This is a genomic window from Nocardia sp. NPDC051756 (genome assembly GCF_040681495.1).
Taxonomy (GTDB): domain Bacteria; phylum Actinomycetota; class Actinomycetes; order Mycobacteriales; family Mycobacteriaceae; genus Nocardia.
Genome location: NZ_JBFAYV010000003.1, coordinates 836,892 through 858,561, shown reverse-complemented (window position 1 = coordinate 858,561; position 21,670 = coordinate 836,892). Strand labels below are relative to the sequence as shown.

Genomic DNA, 21,670 nt, shown 5'->3' with positions numbered 1-21,670 from the left:
TTCTGCCCTGTTTTCGCGCTGCCGCCGTCCCCCGTTGCCAGGCAGAACACAGCGTAGTTGGGTAGCGTGGGCGGCTGAGTTGAGCTAGTTACAGGAGCTGTTTGCAGGTGGTACAGGCACGACAAGTCGATCTGGGCACGCAGGACGGGTCGGCGGTAGGAATCGCGGACCGAGCACCCACCGCGACCGCAGTGCACACCACCGAGACCTCGACGCCGGCTCGCCGGCGCAGACTCCCCCGCATCCGGATCAACCGGTCCGACTTCGTCGTGACGGTGGGATACCTCGCGCTGGCGATCGTGGTCCTGTCCGGGCAGTGGCGCAATACGCAGAGCGGATACCTGATCAAGAGCGGTCAGGACCAGACCATGTGGGAGTGGTTCTTCGCGGTCACCGCGCACTCGGTGGCGCATCTGGAGAACCCGCTCGGCACCACGCTGCAGAACTTCCCGGCCGGGGTGAACATGATGGCCAACACGGCCATGTTCGGGGTCGGGGTGCCGCTCACGCCGATCACCCTGATGTTCGGGCCGACCGTCACGTTCGTGCTGGTGCTCACCCTCGGCCTGGCCACCACCGCGCTGGCCTGGTACTGGCTGTTCTCCCGCGAGCTGGTCGAGTCGAAGGTCGCGGCCGCGATCGGCGGGCTGTTCTGCGGTTTCGCGCCCGCGATGATCTCCCATGCCAACGCGCACCCGAATTTCGTTGTGCTGCTCCTGCTTCCGATCATGGCCGGGCTGCTGATCCGGATGAGCAGGCGCGCCGCCGATCGCGAGTCCGGCCGGCCGCGCCGGCGCGTCCGCGACGCCGTACTGCTGGGATTCCTGGTGGCGCTGCAGATCGCGCTCGGCGAGGAGCCGCTGCTGATCTTCGCGCTGTCCTTCGGCCTGTTCACCGTTGTGTACTACTTGCACACGCCACGACACGGTCTGCGCGTGCTGCGCGGGATCACGCCGGCGATCATGTTGGCCGGGGCAATCGCCTTGCTGTGCACCGTAATACCGCTGTGGTACCAGTTCTTCGGTCCGCAGAGCTACCGCTCGATCGATCACGGCCCGATGGGCAACGACCTGAAGGCGATCACGCAGTTCCCGTCCGAGTCGCTAGGCGGGCTCCTCTCGCCCGGACAGTACGTGGCGATAAACGACACCGAGCAGAACGCCTACTTCGGCTGGCCGCTGTTGCTGGTGCTGGCCGGCACCGTCGCGCTGCTCTGGCGGGAACGGGTGGTCCGGGCCGCCGTCGTGGTGATCGCGGTGTTCGGCGTGCTGTCCCTCGGCGCGGTCGCCATGTTCGGCAAGCGGGACACCGGCTTTGCCTTGCCGTGGCGCTGGGCCGAACACGTCCCGCTGCTGAGCACGGTGCTGGAAACCCGGCTCACCATGGCGGCGATCCCGGCCATCGCGGCGGTGCTCGCCCTGGCCACCCAGCGGGCGATCGGCTGGTGGCGGGACTCGCCGGTCGACTGGCGGCCGTTGGCCTGGTTCGGCGCACTGCTTTTCGCGTTGCTGCCGCTGATCCCGACCGCGCTCCCGGTGGTCCAGCGCCCACCGACGCCGGTGTTCTTCGCGGACGGAATAGTGCGCGACTACGTCAACACCGGGTCGGTGGTGATGGTGCCGCCCTCGCGGCCGATGGACGCGGGCGCGCTGCGCTGGCAGGCCGACGCGAACTTCGACTTCCCGCTCGCCGGTGGCTATTTCGTCGGCCCGACGAGTACCCAGAAGAAGGGCATCTACGGACCCGAGTTCCGGCCGACCACCGCACTGCTGGTGCAGGCACAGGACACCGGCACCGTGCCGCCGCTGACCGACGAGGCCCGCGAACAGATCCGCGCCGACCTGAACTTCTGGCGGGCCGACGTGTTCGTGCTGCCCGCGACCCGGAATGTCGACGCGCTGCGCACCACCATGACGCAACTGCTCGGCTTCGGGCCGACCCGGGTGGCTGACGTGTGGGTTTGGGACGTACGCGCGATGCGATAGGTGGTGATCACCGGCTCCGGCCCCTCGGGTGGCTAGCATCAACCCCCGTGCGACCGGACCGATCAACTCGAGCGTTCACCCGTTACCGCCTGATCGCCCTCGTCTCCGGGCTCCTCGGATTCGTGCTGGCGCTGCTGACACCGCTGTTGCCGGTGCGGCAGGACCAGGCCACGCTGGACTGGCCACAGGCCGGGCGCAGCAGTGTCGAGGCGCCGCTGGTGTCGTATCAGCCGCTGCGGCTGAGCGCGACGCTGCCGTGCTCGCTGATCCAGGCGGTGGGATCGGGCACGGTGGCCGCCACCGTGCCCGTCGCGTCCGGCCAGGCCACCGCCACCGGGCTGGTGGTGTCGGTGGCCGACGGCACGCTGTCGGTGGTGCTGCGCGACGTGCCGCTGCTGTCCGCGCCGGTCGCCGAGATCACCGCGGCCGGGTGCACCGCGCTCACCATCGATTCGACGGCCGCCGCGACCACCACCGAGATCACCGGCGCGACCAGGCAGGACGGGACGCCGTTCCGCAACACCGTGACTCGGGACATCCGGCCGCAAATGGTCGGTGTGTTCACCGATCTCGAGGCCGGTCGGCTGGACGGCGCCCGGGTGCACGCCGACATCGACTCGCGCTTCTCCTCGTCACCGTCGGTGCTGAAGCTGATCGCGATCATCGCGGCGGTGCTCTGCACGATCGTCGCGCTGCTCGCCCTGCACCTGCTCGACACCAGCGATCGGCGCCGGGCGCGCCGGTTCCTGCCCGCGCACTGGTGGCGGTTCACCACGACCGACGCGGTGGTGCTCGGCACGCTGGGGCTGTGGCACTTCATCGGCGCCAACACCTCTGACGACGGTTACATCCTGAACATGGCGCGCGCCTCCGGGCACGCGGGGTACATGGCGAACTACTACCGCTGGTTCGGTGTGCCGGAGGCGCCGTTCGGCTGGTCCTACGAGGTGCTCGCCTGGATGACCCGGCTCTCCGACGCCAGCCCGTGGATGCGCCTGCCCGCCCTGCTCGCCGGGGTGACCTGCTGGCTGGTGATCAGCCGGGAAGTGTTGCCGCGCTTGGGGGCCCGGGTGCGCCGGAACAAGGTCGCGCTGTGGACGGCCGGGCTGGTCTTCCTCGCCTTCTGGCTGCCTTACGACAACGGGCTGCGTCCCGAGCCGCTGATCGCGGCGGGCGCGCTGCTCACCTGGTGCTCGATCGAACGCGCCATCGCCACCGGGCGCCTGCTGCCCGCGGCGATCGCGGTGCTGATCGCGGGATTCTCGCTGGCTGCCGGGCCGACCGGGCTCATCTGCATCGGTGCGTTGATCGCGGGATCACGGCCGGTGCTCCAGATCATCATCAAGCGGGCGCGCGGGGTGGTGCCCGCGGCCGGCGGTGGCGTCGCCGAAAGCCCCTCGGGTTCAATGGGGCTCGACGAGGCCGACGAAAAGAGTGTTCCGGCAACGAAGTCCGAGGCCGGCGCCCGACCGTCCTGGGCTACAACGCTCTTCCGCTACCTGGCTCTGCTCGCGCCCGGCCTCTCCGCCGGAACCCTGGTGCTGGTAGTGGTTTTCGCCGATCAGACGCTGTCCACCGTGCTCGAAGCCACCCGGGTGCGCACCATCGTCGGGCCGAACGTGGCCTGGTTCGACGAACGCACGCGGTGGGATTCGCTGCTGATGCTCTCGCCGGACGGTTCGCTCGCCCGCCGGTTCGGTGTGCTGGTCATGCTGCTGTGCCTGCTGGTCTGCGTGTTGCAGGTGCTGCGCAAGGGACGCATCCCGGGCACCTCGCGCGGGCCGTCGGTGCGGATCCTCGGCATCGTGTTCGCCTCGCTGGTGCTGATGATGTTCACGCCGACCAAGTGGACGCACCACTTCGGCGTGTACGCGGGCCTGGCCGGCTCGCTGGCCGCGCTCGCGGCAGTCGCGGTGGGCAGCGCGGGAATTCGCTCGCCGCGCAACCGGGCGCTGTTCACGGCGGCGGTGCTGTTCCTGCTCGCGGTGACGTTCACCGGGTCGAACGGCTGGTGGTACGTGTCCAGCTACGGCGTGCCGTGGTGGGACAAGGCGCCGCTGTTCGCGGGCAAGGGCTTCTCCACGTTGTTCCTCGGGCTCAGCGGGGTCGCGCTGCTCGTCGCGGTGTGGCTGCACTATCGGGAGCCGTATCGCCGGCCGCGCCCGACGCCGCGCCGGTTCGATCGGTTCGCGAGCGCGCCGCTGACCATCGCCGCGGCGCTGCTCGTGCTGTTCGAGGTGGCGTCGCTGGCCAAGGCGGCGGTCGCGCAGTACCCCGCGTACTCGGTCGCCAAGTCGAATTTCCAGTCTCTGGCGGGAGATTCGTGCGCCTTGGCAAACGAGGTCCTGGTGGAGACGGACACCGCCAACTCGGTGCTGCTCCCCCTCTCCGGCTCGCCCGCCGACGGATTAGCGGCGGAGGCGAAGGGATTCACGCCCAACGGGGTCGCGAGCGACCTGACCGCCGACGCGGACGAGACCGTGTCCGGCGGGGCCAACTCTGTCAACTCCGACTCGAAGAACAAGACCACCAAGACCACCGGCGCGGGCACCGGCGGCGGCACCACGGCGCAGACCGGCATCAACGGCAGCACCGTCGCGCTGCCGTTCGGCCTGGACCCGGCGACCACGCCGATCATGGGCAGCTACCAGGAGGACGAGCAGACCCAGGCCTCGCTGACCTCCCAGTGGTACCACCTCGACCTGGCCGACAGCATGCGCCACGACCCCGCCTACCAGGTGCTCGCCATCACCGCGGCGGGCCGGATCCGGCACGTGGACGCGGACGGCGTGGTCACCTACGGCCAGGAACTGCACCTGGAATACGGGGTGCGCGACGCGGACGGCTCGGTGCGCAAGCTCGGCTCGGTCGACCCGATCGACATCGGGCCCGCGCCGTCCTGGCGAAACCTGCGGGTGCCGCTGGATCGGCTGCCGGTCGAGGCGAACGCGGTGCGGCTGGTCGCGGTGGACAACGACATCACGCAGAAGCAGTGGCTCGCGGTCACCCCGCCCCGGCTGCCCAAGCTGGCCACGCTGAATTCCGTTGTCGGATCGCAGAACCCGGTGCTGCTCGACTGGCACGTCGGGCTGGCCTTCCCGTGCCAGCGGCCGTTCGATCATCACGACGGCGTCGCCCAGGTGCCGAACTGGCGCATCCTGCCCGACCGGGTCGGCTCCGACGCGTCCAACGCCTGGCAGGACGACATCGGCGGCGGGCCGCTCGGCTGGACCGGGCTGCTGCTGAAGTCCGAAACCATCCCCAGCTACCTCGACCACGACTGGTCGCGCGACTGGGGCTCGCTGGAGAAGTTCACCCCGTATGACAAGGACGCGAAACCGGCTGAGATCGGCGTCACGGTGCAAAGCCGGAGCGGTCTGGCCAAGGACGATCCGATCCGGGTTCGCTAGCCGCCGTTGCCGTTCCGCAACACCGGACCAGCCGGTTCGGTGTTGCGGGGCCGCAAAGATGTTGTAAACAGACCGGTTGGACGGCAAAAACACCGCACGATCGCAGGACGAAACCCACAGAAATCCGTAACCTGTGCACTATGACGTCGGCTTTCGACCACATGGATCTGCGTGACCTCGTCGGTCTGCTCACCGCAGATGAGCAACGCGAACTGCGCCCCGCGGTGCTGCGCGTCCTCGACCGCCTCCCCTCCCAGGAGGTCCTGCGCCGCGAACTCGGTCTGCGTATGACAAAGGTCTGAGCAACCAACCAGCGACTACCGGCCGCTCCTGATCCGGGCCACCCCGCCGGTAGTCCATCGCCCGTACGCCACTCGCCGGTCGGACCACGCCCGGCGACTCACGGCACCAGTACGAGCCGCCCCCGAATCCCACCCTCCGCCAACCGCCGCTGCGCCGTCCCCACGGCGTCCAGCGGCAACCTCTCGGCGACCCGCAACGTCAGCCTCCATATCGACATTGGCAACGAACTCATTCAGCTGACTGCGGTTGCAGCGAGCGAAATCCATAGTCGCCCGAGCGATTTCGGGGCATTCTTGATCCATACCGCCCGCCACCTCCGGGGCGGGTTTATTTTGCGCTGCACACGCCCGGCTGACAGATCTGAGCCAGAGTCTCAAACCAGTCATGCGAACCGCCGAATGCTCGATCAAACGGCCCGGGCATCGCGTCCGCACGAGTCATGCCCGCTGAGACAATGAACAGGCACGGCAGGTTCGTGAACGATAGTCTTGAGCCATGACCGCGGCATTCGACGACATGGACCTGCCCGCACTAGTCCGGCTGTTGACCGAGGACGAGCAGCGGGACCTTCGGCCCGTCGTGCTGCGCTTGGTCGCCAGTCACGGTCAGCCGGTCGAACAGCATCCGGCCACCCCGGCACGGCGTCTGTCCTTCGCCGGAACAGTCGAGGCCGCACCAGACTTTGCCACCACATCCCAGGAGGTACTCCGGCGCGAGCTCGGCGGTGGTGCGTGATCATTTGCGATACGGGTCCGCTCCTGGCGATTGCGAACAGTAAGGACAGCGAGCACAAGGCCTGTACAGCCGCGCTCGTCGATGAACCCGGCCCGCTGATCGTGCCTGCCACTATCGTGACCGAGGTCTGCTACATGCTCGCCAAGCATGGGCCACAAGCCGAGGCCCAGTTCTTACACGCCCTGGCTGCGGAGGAACTACAGGTCGAACCGCTGACCTCATCCGACTTCGGGCGCATGGCCGAATTGGTCATTCAGTACGGCGGCTTTCCGCTCGGAGCGGCTGACGCATCGGTCGTGGCAGTCGCCGAACGTCTCGGCGTGACCACGGTGGCCACGCTCGACCATCGCCATTTCCGCCAGATCATTCCCAAGCACTGTGCCGCTTTCACGCTGATGCCCGGCGAAGAGCAGTTGGCTCGGCACCAACGACACTGACCGTTCAGCACGACCTGATTCGGAAACCCAACGGCCGCAGGCCCGTCGGGAAGGCTGGGTGCCTTCGCGACGGGCCTGCGGTCGTTGATGCGGGTTAGAACACTCGGAGTTGGCCTGGGGACCAGAAGCCGGAGCGGGTGGTGGTGCCGGTCTCGAGCTGGGCCGGGGTGGCGGAGCGGTCGTACTGGTCGTAGCGCTCCAGGGAGCCCCAGTCGCGGGCCCAGTTGTCCTTGAGGTAGGTCGGGACGGTGACCGACTTCGCCAGCATCTGGGCGAAGCCGAGCAGTCCGCCGAACTCCTCGGCCTGCCAGGTGTTGGTGGAGCTGATGGCCAGCGGGCGGTCCGGCAGGATGCGGTAGCCGGGGACCTCCGCGACGCCGTTCTTGTGATAGAGCGGGCGCTGGCAGGGGAATTGCAGGCCGACCGCCCAGTCCTCCAGCACCGGCTGCTCGGAACCGATGAAGGTGTTGAGCGACTGCAACTTCGGCATCCGCGGCGGGGTGAACGCCAGCCACTGGTCGCCGATCAGGATCGGGTCGTTGGCGACGATGCGCACCGCGTCGGCGTCCGGCGCGATCTCGGCGAGCGGAACGCGCAGGTTGCGCCAGGACGGGAACGGGCCGATGTCGCGCGGCAGGTAGGTGCCGAGCTTCTCGACGCTGCCGTCCGGCAGGTGCTTGCCGTAGTCGACGGTGAGCGACTGGCCGTACTTGGTGTCGCCGGTGTCGTCGACGGACAGGATGCGACCGGCCGCGGAGATCACCACGAGCGGCTTGTCCTCCGACCGCGGCGCGAGCCCGTACCAGCTGGAGGTGAGGTGCGCGGGCTGCTGCACCCCGCTCTGGTAGCTGCCGAGGATCGGCGTGGTCGCCGGGTCCAGGCCGAAGGGCAGGGCCACGGTGCTGCCGTTGACGCCCCGCGCGCCCTGGCCACCGCCGGTGCCCGCGCTCTGTCCCTCGGCGAACGCGGCGCCGACCGACTGGGTGGAGGTGTTGCCGGTACCCGGTTTCACCTCGACGCTGTCCGCGGACAGGTCGTTCGGCACGCCGTTCGGATCGAAGCCGACCGGGTCGACGCCGGCCAGCGGGTCGTTCGGGTCGGTCAGCGGGTGCGCCGGATCGGCGATCGGCTGCAACGCGCCGCCGTTCGGATTCTGTTCCACCAGAACGTCATTGGCGAGACCGCAACTGCTGCCGCCGATCGCGTCCAGGTTCGACCGAGCGATCGAGTACGCCGGGTACTGCGAGACCGCGCCCTTGACCAGCGAGAGCACCTCGAGCAGCACCATCAGCGCGGCGACAACGGTCAGCGGGATCGCGGCGAACTTACGAATCCGCTTGCCCCGCGCCGACTTCGGTGAGGCCTCCGGTTTCGCGTAGCCCTCGCGCAACGAGTGCCAGGCCACCAAAGCCAGTGCGAGACCGAACAAACCGAGCATCAGGGTGTTGGACTGGTAGCCGTGCAGCGAGATCCGCTTGTCGAACCACGGCACGCCGAAGCTGGACACGTACCAGTAGCCGTTGATGCCGGAGAACGACAGCGCGAGCACGAACAACAAGCCGGCCAGGAAGATCGCGCGATTCTTCCGCGCGCGCAGGGCCGACGCCGAGACCGCGACCGCGGTCACCGCGGCCAGCGAACCGGCGATGCCGGCGTACGCGCCGAAGTGGTGCGTCCACTTGGTCGGGTTGAACATCATGAAGAAGATCGTGCCGAAGACGACGCCCATCAACCGCCAGGTCGGCCCGCTCGCGATGCCGGGAACCTGCCTGCGCCGCAACAACACCAGCATGGTGGTGAACAGGCACAGCAGCATCACCAGGAAGGCGAACCGGCGGGCCAGCGAGCCGTCGACGGTCTCCACGAACAGGTAGTAGTAGCGCAGGTAGTCCTCGTACCAGGCCAGGTTCGGCCCGGTCACCTGACGCACCCGGTTGGCCTCCTGGATGCCGGCGAAGGTCTGATCGGTGTACACCGCGATCAGCACGAGCAACCCGGCCGCGGCGATCGGCGCGAGCAGCGGCAGCGTCGACCACCACTTCGCCCCCGCGGAGCCGAACTGCCGTCGCCGGCGCACCACGATCCGCACCAGCGGGCGAATACCGGCGAGCAATGCCGCCACACACATCAATCCGGTCGGCGCGGCAGCCAGGGTGAACGCCGCGACCAGGACCGCGACGCCCGCGGGCAGCAGTCGCCCGGTCGCGATGGCCCGCTCGATCGACACCCAGGTGAGCAGCGCGCCGAGCGCGACGATCGGCTCCGAACGCAGGCCGTTGTCGAACGGCAGCCAGAACGCGAGGAACACCAGGCCGCCGGTCCACAGCGCGACCTTGCTGTTGCGCACGCCGCGGCCGAGGCGCGGCACCACCTCACGGCTGATCACCATCCAGCAGAGGATGGCGCAGAGCAGAGCGGGCACCCGGACCCACGCGCTCGCGGTGGAGAACTCCGCGAACAGCTGGATCACGTAGTAGTACCAGCCGAACGGCGCCTCCGGCACGCCGTACCAGCGGAAGTAGTTGGCCATGTAACCCGCGTGCGGCGCGACCCGCACCATGCTCAGGATGTAGCCGTCGTCGGAGGTGTTGGCGCCGACGAAATGCCAGACCAGCAGCGTGCCGATGATCGCGCCGTCGGCCCAGGTCGGCTTCAGCCAGTTGGACGGCAGGAAGCGGCGGTGCCCGCGCCCGTCACTGCCGTCGAGCCGGGCCAGCGCCGCGAGCGCGACCAGGGTGCACAGCACCGCCGCGATCATCGCGATCAGCTTGATCGCGGTCGGGCTGCTGGAGAAGCGGGTGTCGACGGTCATCTTGAACGACAGTCCGTCCGGCACCGCACCCTTGAGCTCGGAGAAGACGCCGACCACCTGTGGACGCAGGTCGATGTTCATGGTGCCCTCGACCGGCACCTCGATCTGCTGCCCGCTACCGGGCGGCGCCTTCGGGTCGTCGATCATCCGGGTGAGACCGGTGAACTCCGCGTGCGTGCTCTGGTTGTCCGAGGTCAGCACCAGCGCCGAGCACCGGTCCATGTCCGAGCGCGGCGCCGACACCACCACCGCGTTGCGGTCGACCACGTCCACCGAGGTGTCCGACACCCGAATGAACAACGCCTCCAACGCGGCCCGGTCGCCCTGCGGCGGCGCGGTGGCCAGCAGCATGCCGCCGCGCTCCGGCAGCTGCGCGACCGCGCTGCACGGAATGCTGGCGCTCAGGTCGATCGGGACCTGAGACATCAAGGGGGCCTGCACATTGCCGAGCTTGCCGTCCTGCGGCCAGTTCAGCTGCGCGGTGGTCTGCGTCACCGGCAGGAACGGGGTGGCCAAGGCGAACAGCGCGCCGAGCAATCCGGCGACCAGCGCGATTATTCGCGCGGTGCGGAAATCGGCCGAAGAGGCCGCTGGCACGGCGGGCGGTTTCGTCAGGACAGCAGTAGCGGCGTCGGGCACGATTGGCAATGCTAGCTGTAGCGCCCCTCCGCGTCTCGAGGCCAGGCTAGTCCGGCTCGCGAGTATTCAAGCCGGGCTTAAGTGCCAGGCAAGTTTTCCTCGGCGTCCGGCGGTTAGTGGCGAATCCTGTTCTCGGCCTACCCGGCGAGTTACCCGTGTTCTCGGGCGTCGCCGCCGTTTCTAGATCAATTGAAATGCGATATGAACTTTGCCCCCTCCGACCTGGATATATGTCACAGCTCCGAGCGCGGGCCCGGCAGACACGCCCAGTACGGAGGCCGTTCCCGGTCGCGCGCCGTCCGCGATAGTCGCGCCGCATACGAAGACCGGCAAAAGGTGTGCGGTGGCGGGCTGGCAAGGTGTGGGTATGACCAAGGTGAATCTCACGACGAATTACGGACCGATCGTCCTGGAACTTGACGACCAGAAGGCGCCGAACACGGTGCAGAACTTCGTGGATTATGTGAACGCGGGTCACTACAACGGCACCATCTTCCACCGCGTCATTCCCGGCTTCATGATTCAGGGCGGCGGCTTCGAGCGCGGCCTGCGGCAGAAGGGCGTGCAGGCGCCGATCCAGAACGAGGCCAACAACGGCCTGAAGAACGACAAGTACACCGTGGCGATGGCCCGCACCAACGACCCGCACTCGGCGACCGCGCAGTTCTTCGTCAACGTCTCCGACAACGCCTTCCTGAACCACTCCGCGCCGACCCCGTCCGGCTGGGGCTACACGGTGTTCGGCAAGGTCATCGAGGGCACCGAGGTGGTCGACAAGATCGCCGCCGTGTCCACCGGCAGCGCGGGCGGGCACCAGGACGTGCCGACCGACGACGTCGTCATCGAGTCCGCCAGCCTCGGCTGAGGTACGCCCGACTCGGGTGAATCGGGCCGCGCCCCAACGGGTTGCGGCCCGATTCCGGCTTACAGCGGCAGCAGGTGGTGCTTGCGCGGGTTGCGCGCCAGCGACTTGTCCCGCAGCAGCTGCAAGGCCTTACGCAGCTCCAAACGGGTGTTGGCCGGCTCGATGACCGCGTCGATGTAGCCGCGCTCGGCGGCCACCCACGGCGTCGCCATGGTGGCGTTGTAGAAGTCGATCATCTGCTGGCGCACCGCCGCCCGCTGGTCCTCCGGCGCGGCCTCGATCTGCTTGCCGCCGATCAGGCTCACCGCGCTCTCGGCGCCCATCACCGCGATCCGCGCGGTCGGCCAGGCCAGGTTCACGTCGGCGCCGAGCTGCTTGGAGCCCATCACCGCGTAGCCGCCGCCGTACGACTTGCGAATCACCACAGTAACTTTCGGCACGGTCGCCTCCACGTAGGAGAACAGGAACCGGCCGCCGCGCTTGATCACGCCGATCTTCTCCTGCTCCACGCCGGGCAGGAAGCCCGGCGTGTCGACGACGAAGACCAGCGGGATCTCGAACGCGTCGCACAGCCGCACGAAATGCGCCGCCTTGTCCGAGGCCCGAGCGTCCAGCGCGCCCGCGTAGACCATCGGCTGATTCGCCACCACGCCGACCGGACGACCGTCGACCCGGGCGAAGCCGGTGATGACGTTGCGCCCCGCGGTCGCGCCGACCTCGTGGAAACCGCCGTCGTCGAAGATCCGCAGCAGGATGTCGTGCATGTCGTAGGCGGCGTTGTCCGAGTCCGGCACCAGGGAATTCAGTTCCCGGTCGCTGTCGGTGCGCTCCGGCTCCAGGCCGGGGTTCACGATCGGCGGCAGTTCCTGACAGCTGGTCGGCAGGAAGCTCAGGTAGTCGCGCACCCATTGGAACGCCGACTTCTCGTCCGCCGCAACATGATGGATGTTGCCGTACTCCGCCTGGCTCTGCGCGCCGCCGAGTTCCTCGAGGCTCACGTCCTCGCCGGTGACCTCGCGGATCACCTTCGGTCCGGTGACGAACATGTACGCCTCTTCGGTCGCCACCACCACGTCGGTGTTGATCGGGGCGTACACCGCGCCGCCGGCGCACTTGCCGAGGATCATCGAAATCTGCGGCACCAGACCGGACAACGGCTCCTGCCGCCTGCCCAGCTCGGCATACCAGGCCAGCGAGGTCACCGCCTCCTGCACGCGCGCGCCGCCGGAATCGTTGATGCCGACCACCGGGCAGCCGACCTTGGCCGCGTACTCCATGATCCCGGCGACCTTGCGGCCGAACATCTCGCCGACCGAACCGCCGTACACGGTCTGGTCGTGCGAGAACACCGCCACCGGCCGGCCCTCGACCAGGCCGTGCCCGGTGACCACGCCGTCGCCGTAGAGCGCGGTCGGGTCACCCGGCTTGCGCACCAGCGCACCGATTTCCACGAAGGTGCCCGGATCGAGCAGCATGTTGATCCGGTCGCGGGCACTGGGGATGCCCTTCTTCGCCCGCTTCGCCACTCCCGCTTCGCCCGCCGGTTCCTGCGCGAGATCCAATCTTTTACGCAGGTCGGCAAGCTTCTCAGCAGTAGTGCTCACGTGGCCCCTTTCGTCAGTCACCCCTGAGGGGTTATCACCGCAAGCTTCGCAGTGAGGTCGGCTCCGATCTTTCCGATCCGCGGTTCATCGACGATCTGCAGGTGGTCGCCCGGGATGTGGATGACCTCGAGCTTTGGAATGTATTCGTCCCAACCACCATTCGGGCGCCGATCGGCGTAACGGGGCTCCAATTCGATCATGCCGTCCTGGTAGCGATCCGCGAGATAGAGCACGACATCGCCGTCGTAGTGGCTCGGCGTGGTCTTGGCCAGGTGCCGTCCCTCGATCCACGAGGTGCGCTGATGCTCGAGCACGCCGCCGGGAATCTTGGTGCCACTCATCTTGACCAGATCGCTGATCATCTTGAACTGCTCTTCGTCGGAAGCCGCGGCCAGCGTTTCCAGCTGTTCGCGATCGAGCTCGCCCTCGACGCCGTAGGTCTTCTTGGCGAAGACCTGATAGCGCTCGATCCGGCGCACCCGCTCCTCGGGGCTGTTGTCCTCGCCCTCGACCGGCATGGCCAGGTCGATCAGGCCGACATTGCGCACATCGGCGCCGTCGGCCCGCAGCAGCTGGGCGACCTGCAGCGCGAACACCGCGCCGAGCGACCAGCCGTACAGGACGTACGGGCCGTCACCCTGGATCTTGCGCAGCTCGGTCACATACTGCTGCGACCGCTCCAGGATGTCGCCCTCGACGCGTTCGAAGCCGTACATCGGGGTGCCCGCAGGCAGCCGCTTCAGCAGCGGCTCGTAGACCAGGGTGTTGCCGCCGGACGGGTGGAACACGAAGACCGGCACGGCATTCGAGCCCGCTTCGCGCGCCCGCAGCGGGCGGATGAAGCCATCCACATCGGCGCCGCTGTCCTGCAGGTTGCGCACCACGTCGGCGAGCTGCTCGATGGTCTCGCAGTCGAGCACGTCGTCGACGGTGACCTCGGCCTTGACCCGCTCGGTGAGGCGTTCGGCCAGCTTCTCGGCGACCTCTTCCGCGAGGATCGGCAGGGTGTTGAAGATGCCGCCCGCCGACTTGCCGGTGACGATCGCCCAGGTGGCGAAGGTCAGGCGTTCGGCGGCGTCACGCGGCGGCACGTCGTCGTCCTCGTCGGCCGCGGCGGGTGCGCCGAACACCGGCTGGACCGGAGCCGGGGCCGCCTGCGCCGTGAGCTCCTCGGCGGCGCCGACCACGGTGGTGTCCACCTTGTCGAGCGACTGCTCGATGGCGGTTTCCTTCGCCTCCGCCGCGGCGGACTGCTCGGCCGACACCGGAGCGGGTGTCGCCGTCGCGGGCGCGGCACCGGTGATGCCCGCGGCCGCTTCGGCTTCCGCGACGATCTCCGCGGCCTCCGCCTGCACCGACGTGGTCTCGATATCCAGCGAAACACCGTCGGTGCCAGCCGCTTTCGCGACCGCCTCGGTCGGGTCCGCACCGGCTTCGACCGCGGCGCGCGCGGCGGCGATGAACCCGCCGTCGACCACGATCTCTTCGCCCGCGGCCTGTCGCGCCGCGACCGCCTGCATCTCTTCGCGGTGCTCGACGGCGTAGCGCAGCACCTTGCCGACCTCGTTGAGGTTGGCGTCGCGCACGGCCTGGATCTGCAACTGCGGGATGTCGAACTCGTACTCGACGCGGTTCTTGATCCGCATGGCCATCAGCGAATCCAGGCCCAGCTCCATCAGCGGGATCTCCATCGGGAGGTCCTCCACCGCGTAGCCCATGGACTCGGCCACGATCAGCGCGAGCCGGTCGTCGAGCGACTGGTTGCCCTCGGGATCCCACCGGTCACCGAAGGTCTCCACCACCTCGAGGTCCGCGCCGCCCTCGGGCTCGGTCGCCGCGGCGGCCGGAACAGCCTCGGCCACAACGGGTTCGGGCAGCGGCGCACCGGAGGTGACCACCGCGTCGAACAGCAGGCGGAAGGTCGCGCCCTCCTTGGCGTGCACCTGCACCGACGCGCCACCGGGGTGCGGGGTGAGCGTGGTGGTCAGCGTGCCTCCGGAAGGAACGGCGCCGTGGGCGATCGAAGCACCCAGCGACACGTCGCTGAGCACCTGTGCCGCAGCGGCATTCACCAGCGCGACGAGGTCGCCTGCCGACTCGGCCTGTACCTCCCAGGCATGCCTGCCGTCCGGCAGCGCCACGTGCGCGCCGGGCGCCCCGGTGTTGCCGGTCGCGGCCAGCGAGACCTTCGGCCAGAACTCCTTGCGCACGAACTTGGTTCGCGGAACATCGGCGTAGTCGCCCGGGGTGAGCAGCGACGACAGATCGACCTTGTGCCCGTGCACGTACAGCTGGGCGAGCGCGCCGATCACACCGGCGGCCTCGTCTTCCTTGCGCTTGAGCGTCGGGATGAGCTGCGCGTCGTGCAGGCCCGCCGCGAAGGTGGTGCCCAGGACCTGCATCAGCGCAACGGAATTCGGCGCGAGTTCGAGGAAGGTGGTGTGCCCGGCATCGACCGCCATCTTCACCGCATTGGTGAAGTAGACGCTGCCGCGCATGTTCTTGACCCAGTAGTCCTCGTTGTGCACCGGATCATTGCCGGGGCGGTAGAACTCGCCCTTGTGCACCGTCGAGTAGAGGCCGGTCTTCAGCTTGGTCGGCTCGATGCCGGCCAGTTCCGCGGCCAGCTCGCCGAGCAGCGGGTCCATCTGCGAGGTGTGGCCCGCGCCGCGGGTCTGCAGGATCCGGGCGAACTTGCCTTCCGCCTCGACCCGCGCCACGATCGCCTCGACCTGGGCCTGCGGGCCGCCGATCACCGTGTTGGTCGGCGCCGCGTACACGCCGACCTCGACGTCCGGGTAGTCGGCGAGCAGCGCTTCGATGTCCTCGGCGCTCTTTTCGACGAGCGCCATGTTGCGCACGTCGTCGTCGGTGATCATCTGCTCGCCCTCGTACATCAGGCGCGAGCGGGCGCAGATCACCCGGACCGCGTCCTCGAGCGGCAGACCACCGGCGATGTAGGCCTCGGCGACCTCACCCATCGAATGGCCGACCACCGCGTCGGGCTGCGCGCCGTGTGCCCGCAGCACCGCGGCCAGGGCGATCTGAATGGTGAAGATGCCGACCTGCGAGGTGCCGACGTTGTAGTCCTGGCTGTCGTCGAGGAACAGCTCGCGGATCGAATAGCCTGCCTCGTCCTCCACCAGCACGTCGACCTCGTCGACGGCCTTGGCGAAGATCGAGTTCTCCAGGTAGAGCCGCTTGGCCATCTTGCGATGCTGCGCACCGAAGCCGGAGAGCACCCAGACCGGTCCCATGACGGCGGGCGCGTCGGCGGTGAACACACCGGCGCCCGGCTTGCCTGCGGCGATGGCGCGCAGGCCGGTGACGGCCTCCTCGTGGGTCGCGGCGAGCACCACGCCGCGCGAACGCCAGTGGCTGCGCTTGGCCAGCGACCGAGCCACATCCTCGAGCGAAACGTCGCGTCCCGCTTCGGATTCCAGCCAGTCGGCCAGCTCGGCGGCGGCCCGGCGGCGGCGCGAGGGCAGGTAACCGGAGACCGGCAGGATCACCGGCAGCGGTTCGGTCCGCTCTTCGGTCCATTCCGCCACGGGCGCAACGACTTCCGCGACCGGTGCCGCGGCTTCGGCAACGGGCACGGCGATTTCGTCGCCCGCTTCGGCTTCCTCGACGACCGCGTCCGCTTCCGCGAGCACGTCGGTGGTCTCGTCCTCGAGTTCGGCATCGAGGGCGGCGGTGGCATCGACCGCCGCGGCCTCGACCACGGGTTCAGTGGGTGCCGCGACCTGGGCCGAAGCCGGAACGTATTCCTGCACAACGACATGCGCGTTGGTGCCACCGAAACCGAAGCCGGAGATGCCGACGGTGGCGGTGCCGCTGTAGCGCGGGAACTCCGTGGGCTCGACGACGACCTTCAGGCGCGACTGATCCCACGGGATGTACGGGTTGGGGCCTGCGTAGTTGATGTTCGGCGGAATGACGTTGTGCTGCAAGCCCATCAGCACCTTGGCCAGGCTCGCCACACCCGCGCCGGACTCCAGGTGGCCGAAGTTCGTCTTCGCCGAACCGAGCAGCGCGGGCTTGTCCTCATCGCGTCCACGACCGACCACCTTGGCCAGCGCGTCGGCCTCGATCGGATCGCCGAGCGGGGTGCCGGTGCCGTGCGCCTCGATGTAGTCGACGGTGGACGGCACGATGCCCGCGTCCCGGTACGCCCGGCGCAGCACGTCGGCCTGGGCGTCGGGGTTCGGCGCGAGCAAGCCGTTGGAGCGGCCGTCGTTGTTTACCGCGGATCCCTTGATCACGGCCATGATTCGATCGCCGTCACGTTCGGCGTCGGCGAGGCGCTTGAGCACGAACACCCCGGCGCCTTCCGAGCGGACCATGCCGTCGGCGTCGGCGGAGAACGCCTTGATCCGGCCGTTCTTGGCGACGCCGCCGCCCATGTCGAAGCCGAGGGTGGCCATCGGCGCCAGGATCATGTTCACGCCACCGGCCAGCGCCACATCCGCGTCGCCCTCACGCAGCGCGCGCACCGCCTGGTGCACCGCGACGATGGTCGACGAGCACGCGGTGTCGACCGTGACCGAGGGGCCACGGAAGTCGAAGAAGTAGGAGATCCGGTTGGCGATGATGCCGTTCGAACTGCCCATGATTCCGTACGCCTGCGCGGACGCCGGTACGTTCGGGCCCTGCTCCGCGCCGAGCCCCAGCGCGGAGATCAACATGAAATCGCTGGTGGACGAGCCGACGAACATGCCGACCGGCTGACCCTTGAGCTCGCTCGCCGGAATCCTGGCGTGCTCCAACGCTTCCCAGGTCAGCTCCATCATCAGGCGCTGCTGCGGATCGACCCGCTCGACCTCGAGCGGGGACATCGCGAAGAACTCGGCGTCGAAGCCCTTGACCACGTCCTGGTCCAGGTAGCCACCGAGGGTGTTGCCCTCGGCGATCGCCTTGGCCGCCGCCGGATTGCTGGCGAACTCGGCCCAGCGCCCCTCGGGCAGCTCACGGATCGCGTCGCCGCGGCCGATGAGGAATTCCCAGGTCGACTCAGGGGTGTCGCCCGCGCCGGGCAGCCGGGTGGACAGGCCGACGATGGCGATGTCGTGCGCCTCGCCCGGCTGGTAGCCCTCGGTATAGAAGGCGTCGCCGGAGGCGTCCTCGAGCGGTTCCGGCTCACCGTTGATGACCATCTCGGCCAGCGAGGCGATCGTCGGATGCTGGAAGTAGGCGGTCGCGGTGAGCACGACGCCGGTCAGCTCCTCGATGTCGCCGACGAGCGCGATGGCGTCGCGCGAGGCGAGCCCGAACTCCTCCATCGGCCGGTCGACGGTGATCTGCTCGACCGGTTGATTGATCGCCTCGGCGACCCAGTTGCGCAGCCAATCCCGCAGCTCGGAGACCGTCATATCGGTCTGTGCGCCGCCGGGGGTGGAGGCGGCGACCACCTGCGCGGAAGCCTGGTCGGCGTCCGCGTCGGCGGGCAGGGATTCGGTCGTGGTGGACGTGCCCTCGTTGTCAGCCATCAATTCCTCAAGCTACCTGTCTGCGAACCGGGTGTCGGCGTCCGAGGCCACCCCTGGGCAATTACTCTTCCGGTGCATCGGGGAACGCCTGCTGGGTGTAACCACCCCGCAGCGTTCCCTCGAGGTAGGCGGCCTTGCAGGCCCGCCGGGCGATCTTGCCGCTGGAGGTACGCGGGATGGAACCCGCGGGGACCAGCAGTACGTCTCGAACGGTGACGCCATGACGCGAGGCCACCGCGGCCCGCACCTCGTCGGCGATCGGCAGCGGATCCGCCTTGCCCGCGCCCGGGCCACGCTCGGCCACGATCACGAGCTGCTCGGAGGCGTCGTCGGCGTCGAACTTCAGGCCGGAATGGCTGCCCTGATCGAAGACGAGCGCGGGTAGCTGGTTCGCGGGCACCGAGAACGCGGCGATGAAGCCGGGGCGCAGCGCCTTCGAGGACTCCTGCGCGGAGAACTCGAGGTCCTGCGGGTAGTGGTTGCGGCCGTCGACGATCACCAGGTCCTTCACCCGCCCGGTGATGTACAGCTCGCCGTCCAGGTACACGCCGTAGTCGCCGGTGCGCATCCAGTTGGCGTCGCGGTCGGTGCCCTCGGCATGGCTGCCCTCGGTCAACCGGTGCGGCACCTTGTTCTGGAAGGTGGCCGACGTTTCGTCCGGGCGACCCCAGTAACCGATGCCCATGTTGTTGCCGTGCAGCCAGATCTCGCCGACCCGGCCGTCAGGCTGCTCGTGCCCGCCGTCGTCCTCGACGGTCTCCGGATCGACGATCACGGCCCACTGCGACAGCGCGACATAACCGCAGGAGACCTGCGCGATGGCGTTCTCGGTGCCCTGCTCGACCTTGATCATCCGGCCGGCGTTGAGCTCGTTGCGATCGACGTAGACGACCTTGGCCTCGTCCTCGGCCTTGGTCGCCGACACGAACAGCGTCGCCTCGGCCATGCCGTAGCACGGCTTGATCGCGGTCTTGGGCAGGCCGTAGGGCGCGAACGCCTCGTTGAACTTCTTCATCGAGGTGGTCGTCACCGGCTCGCTGCCGTTGATCAGGCCGATCACGTTGGATAGGTCGAGCGACTCGCCATTCTTCGGCAGGCCGCGCGCGGCCGCGTGCTCGAACGCGAAATTCGGTGCGGCGGCGAAGGTTCCGGCGCCGTCGGACTGCGCGGCGAGTTCCTTGATCCAGCGGTACGGGCGGCGCACGAACGCGCTCGGCGACATGATGGTGATGTACTTGCCGCCGACCGCGGGCAGGATCACCGTCAGCAGGCCCATGTCGTGGAACAGCGGCAGCCAGGTGACGCCGCGCGAGTTCCAGTCCAGGTTGATCGCGTCGACCATCTGCAGCAGGTTGGTGCCGACCGCGCGGTGGGTGATCTCCACACCGGCCGGGGTCCGGGTCGAGCCCGAGGTGTACTGCAGGTAGGCGATGTCGTCGATGGCAATGTCCGGACGCACCCAGCCCTCGCCGACGCTGTCCGGGATCGCGTCCACCGCGATGATGCGCGGACGCTGCGCCGCGGGCAGCGACCGGAAGAACTGCCGTACACCGGCCGCCGACGAACTGGCGGTCAGGATGGCGGCGGGCTCGCAGTCGGCGAGCACGGCGTGCAGGCGGTCGGTGTGACCTGGCTCGTCCGGGTCGAACAGCGGCACCGAGATGGTGCCGGCGTAGATCGCGGCGAAGAAGGAGATCACATAATCCAGGCCCTGCGGCGCGAGGATCGCGACCCGGTCACCCGGGTTGGTCACCTGCTGCAGTCGAGCGGCCACCGCGCGCAGCCGAATGCCGAACTCACGCCACGTCAGTTCCTGCGCCTCGCCATCACGCTCACGCGAGTAATCGATGTAGCGGTACGCCAGGGTGTTCGCGTCGTTCCGGGTGTGCTTCTCGACGTGATCGACCAGGGTGTGATCCTCGGGAATTCGGATGTTCCCGGTCTCGTCCAGGTAGTCGTCGAAAGTCTCTTCCATTCCTTCTTCTCCTCCGAGGCACACGCAGCAAGACGGCGACAACGCCGTAGTTACCTGTGAGGCCCCGACTCGCTTTCGCCCGCGGGTGGCTCCAAGTGCCCGAGTCAGCCTGCAGTTATTGGGCGGTCTGCGCGGTGACCGCTATCGGCTAGATGTACTCAAACCAGAGTCATGTTACAGAGAAGCCCGGCTCACTCGTCTCGCAGCAGGGGAATAACGGGGGCGAATGCGTCCATCTGGGTGGGAAACACCCCGACATACGACATCGAGGTGAGTTGGCGCACACGACGGATCTGCTCGGCGATTTCCTCGAAGCTGCCGATGGCCACGTAGGGCGAGTTCAGGATGTCCTCGACCGAAAGCTTCACGTCCACTTCGAGATCCGGGTGCAGACCTCGTTCGATCGCGGAAAGCGCCATCTCAGCGGTCTTCTCGCGATCGTCGGTGATGACGATGGCGGTGATCGCCCAGTTGAGCTCGATCTCGGCGAACCGGTCGCCCGCGGCTTCGCGGATCAGGTTCACCTTCTCGATCGTCTTCTCCAGGGTGATCCCCGACAAGAGGCCTTTACCGTTCTTGGTGGTCACCGGCACGATCGAGATGATGTCGGCGTGCTTGGCGGCCAGTCGCAGCATCTTCGGGCCACCGCCGCCGGTGCAGATCGGCGGGCGCGGACCCTGGCGCGGGCGCGGCGTGCCCTTGATCCCGCGCACCTGGTAGTACTTGCCCTCGAAGGTGCACTCCTGGCCGCGCAGCAGCACGTCCAGGATGGTCAGCGTCTCGTCCAGCTTCTCCAGCCGGATGCCGGGGGTCTCGTACGGCAGGCCGGCGGCGAGGAACTCGTCCTGCTTCCAGCCCGCGCCGACACCGACCTCGAGCCGGCCCTTGGACAGCACGTCGATGGTGGCCAGGTCCTTGGCCAGCACCACGGGGTGCCGGAAACCGTTGGCCAGCACCGACGTTCCGAGCCGGATCTTCTCGGTGGCCTGGGTCAGCGCGCCGAGGGCCGCGATCGGGCCGATCTGATCACCGAGGTGATCCGGCACGAAGAAGGTGTCGAAGCCGTATTCCTCGGCCTGCTGCGCCGTCTGGATGAACTTGCGGGCGCCACCCTCTTGCTTGTTTCCCTCGCCCGCTGCCCCGAAGCGGAAGCTGCGCAGCGGCGTACCGAGCGCGGTCAACTCACCGGCTGGTGCGGCGGCTTCTGTCATGAACTCATGCTCCTGGCTGTAAGGAAATTAGGGCGCGACGGTGCAGGGCGGTCCTACCCCGAACGCGGAGTGAGTGTTACCTGCGTCGCGATCACCAGCGGCACTTTACAGCGTCCTGCCCAATGGGAGTCGCGCTTGTCGGAGCAGTACTAGGTGTACTGCGTGCCGACCGGAACATTGTCTGTGACTTCTCACGACTCCGCCT

11 protein-coding genes are annotated in these 21,670 nt (G+C 68.2%); 6 read left to right on the top strand and 5 right to left on the bottom strand.

Annotated features, from left to right (window positions below; translation table 11 throughout):
* Positions 1 to 107: 107 nt before the first annotated feature.
* The 5 genes from AB0M22_RS15455 (at position 108) to AB0M22_RS15435 (ending at position 6,870) form a co-directional block, all read left to right on the top strand.
* Positions 108 to 1,985, top strand: coding sequence for a glycosyl transferase (locus AB0M22_RS15455; RefSeq protein ID WP_364726090.1), 1,878 nt, complete (start codon positions 108 to 110; stop codon positions 1,983 to 1,985).
* A 47-nt stretch (positions 1,986 to 2,032) separates the two neighbouring features.
* Positions 2,033 to 5,395 carry an arabinosyltransferase domain-containing protein gene (locus AB0M22_RS15450; protein ID WP_364726086.1) on the top strand — a complete coding sequence of 1,121 codons (3,363 nt, stop codon included), beginning with the start codon at positions 2,033 to 2,035 and terminating at the stop codon, positions 5,393 to 5,395.
* Between the two features lie 140 nt (positions 5,396 to 5,535).
* A complete protein-coding gene (locus AB0M22_RS15445) occupies positions 5,536 to 5,697 on the top strand; it encodes a hypothetical protein (RefSeq protein WP_191093775.1) in 162 nt (53 codons plus the stop codon).
* A 496-nt stretch (positions 5,698 to 6,193) separates the two neighbouring features.
* The gene (locus tag AB0M22_RS15440) at positions 6,194 to 6,433 is read left to right on the top strand and encodes a hypothetical protein (RefSeq protein ID WP_364726082.1); all 240 of its coding nucleotides are present in this window, start codon (positions 6,194 to 6,196) and stop codon (positions 6,431 to 6,433) included.
* Positions 6,430 to 6,870, top strand: coding sequence for a PIN domain-containing protein (locus tag AB0M22_RS15435; RefSeq protein ID WP_364726079.1), 441 nt, complete (start codon positions 6,430 to 6,432; stop codon positions 6,868 to 6,870). Before AB0M22_RS15440 ends, AB0M22_RS15435 begins: the two co-directional genes overlap by 4 nt.
* 94 nt (positions 6,871 to 6,964) lie before the next feature.
* Here AB0M22_RS15435 and AB0M22_RS15430 read toward each other — a convergent pair whose 3' ends face one another.
* A complete protein-coding gene (locus AB0M22_RS15430) occupies positions 6,965 to 10,321 on the bottom strand; it encodes an arabinosyltransferase domain-containing protein (protein ID WP_364726076.1) in 3,357 nt (1,118 codons plus the stop codon).
* A 361-nt stretch (positions 10,322 to 10,682) separates the two neighbouring features.
* On the opposite strand from AB0M22_RS15430, the gene AB0M22_RS15425 reads away from it, so the two are divergent.
* The gene (locus AB0M22_RS15425) at positions 10,683 to 11,186 is read left to right on the top strand and encodes a peptidylprolyl isomerase (RefSeq protein ID WP_364726960.1); all 504 of its coding nucleotides are present in this window, start codon (positions 10,683 to 10,685) and stop codon (positions 11,184 to 11,186) included.
* Between the two features lie 59 nt (positions 11,187 to 11,245).
* Here AB0M22_RS15425 and AB0M22_RS15420 read toward each other — a convergent pair whose 3' ends face one another.
* The 4 genes from AB0M22_RS15420 to AB0M22_RS15405 all read right to left on the bottom strand — a co-directional run bounded on the left by AB0M22_RS15420 (position 11,246) and on the right by AB0M22_RS15405 (position 21,465).
* Positions 11,246 to 12,790: an acyl-CoA carboxylase subunit beta gene (locus tag AB0M22_RS15420; RefSeq protein WP_364726073.1), complete on the bottom strand. Its 1,545-nt coding sequence runs from the start codon at positions 12,788 to 12,790 to the stop codon at positions 11,246 to 11,248.
* 17 nt (positions 12,791 to 12,807) lie between these two features.
* Positions 12,808 to 18,162: a polyketide synthase Pks13 gene (pks13, locus tag AB0M22_RS15415; protein WP_364726957.1), complete on the bottom strand. Its 5,355-nt coding sequence runs from the start codon at positions 18,160 to 18,162 to the stop codon at positions 12,808 to 12,810.
* Between the two features lie 178 nt (positions 18,163 to 18,340).
* Positions 18,341 to 20,254 carry a long-chain-fatty-acid--AMP ligase FadD32 gene (gene fadD32 / locus AB0M22_RS15410; RefSeq protein WP_364726070.1) on the bottom strand — a complete coding sequence of 638 codons (1,914 nt, stop codon included), beginning with the start codon at positions 20,252 to 20,254 and terminating at the stop codon, positions 18,341 to 18,343.
* A 191-nt stretch (positions 20,255 to 20,445) separates the two neighbouring features.
* Positions 20,446 to 21,465 (bottom strand): LLM class F420-dependent oxidoreductase, encoded by a 1,020-nt coding sequence (locus AB0M22_RS15405; RefSeq protein WP_364726067.1) that lies wholly within the window; start codon positions 21,463 to 21,465, stop codon positions 20,446 to 20,448.
* Positions 21,466 to 21,670 lie beyond the last annotated feature (205 nt).

Coding starts and splice junctions, on each gene's coding strand:
- AB0M22_RS15440 (WP_364726082.1), top strand. CDS start 6,194: ATGACCGCGGCATTCGACGACATGGACCTGCCCGCACTAGTCCGGCTG.
- AB0M22_RS15405 (WP_364726067.1), bottom strand. CDS start 21,465: ATGACAGAAGCCGCCGCACCAGCCGGTGAGTTGACCGCGCTCGGTACG.
- pks13 (WP_364726957.1), bottom strand. CDS start 18,162: ATGACGGTCTCCGAGCTGCGGGATTGGCTGCGCAACTGGGTCGCCGAG.
- AB0M22_RS15445 (WP_191093775.1), top strand. CDS start 5,536: ATGACGTCGGCTTTCGACCACATGGATCTGCGTGACCTCGTCGGTCTG.
- fadD32 (WP_364726070.1), bottom strand. CDS start 20,254: ATGGAAGAGACTTTCGACGACTACCTGGACGAGACCGGGAACATCCGA.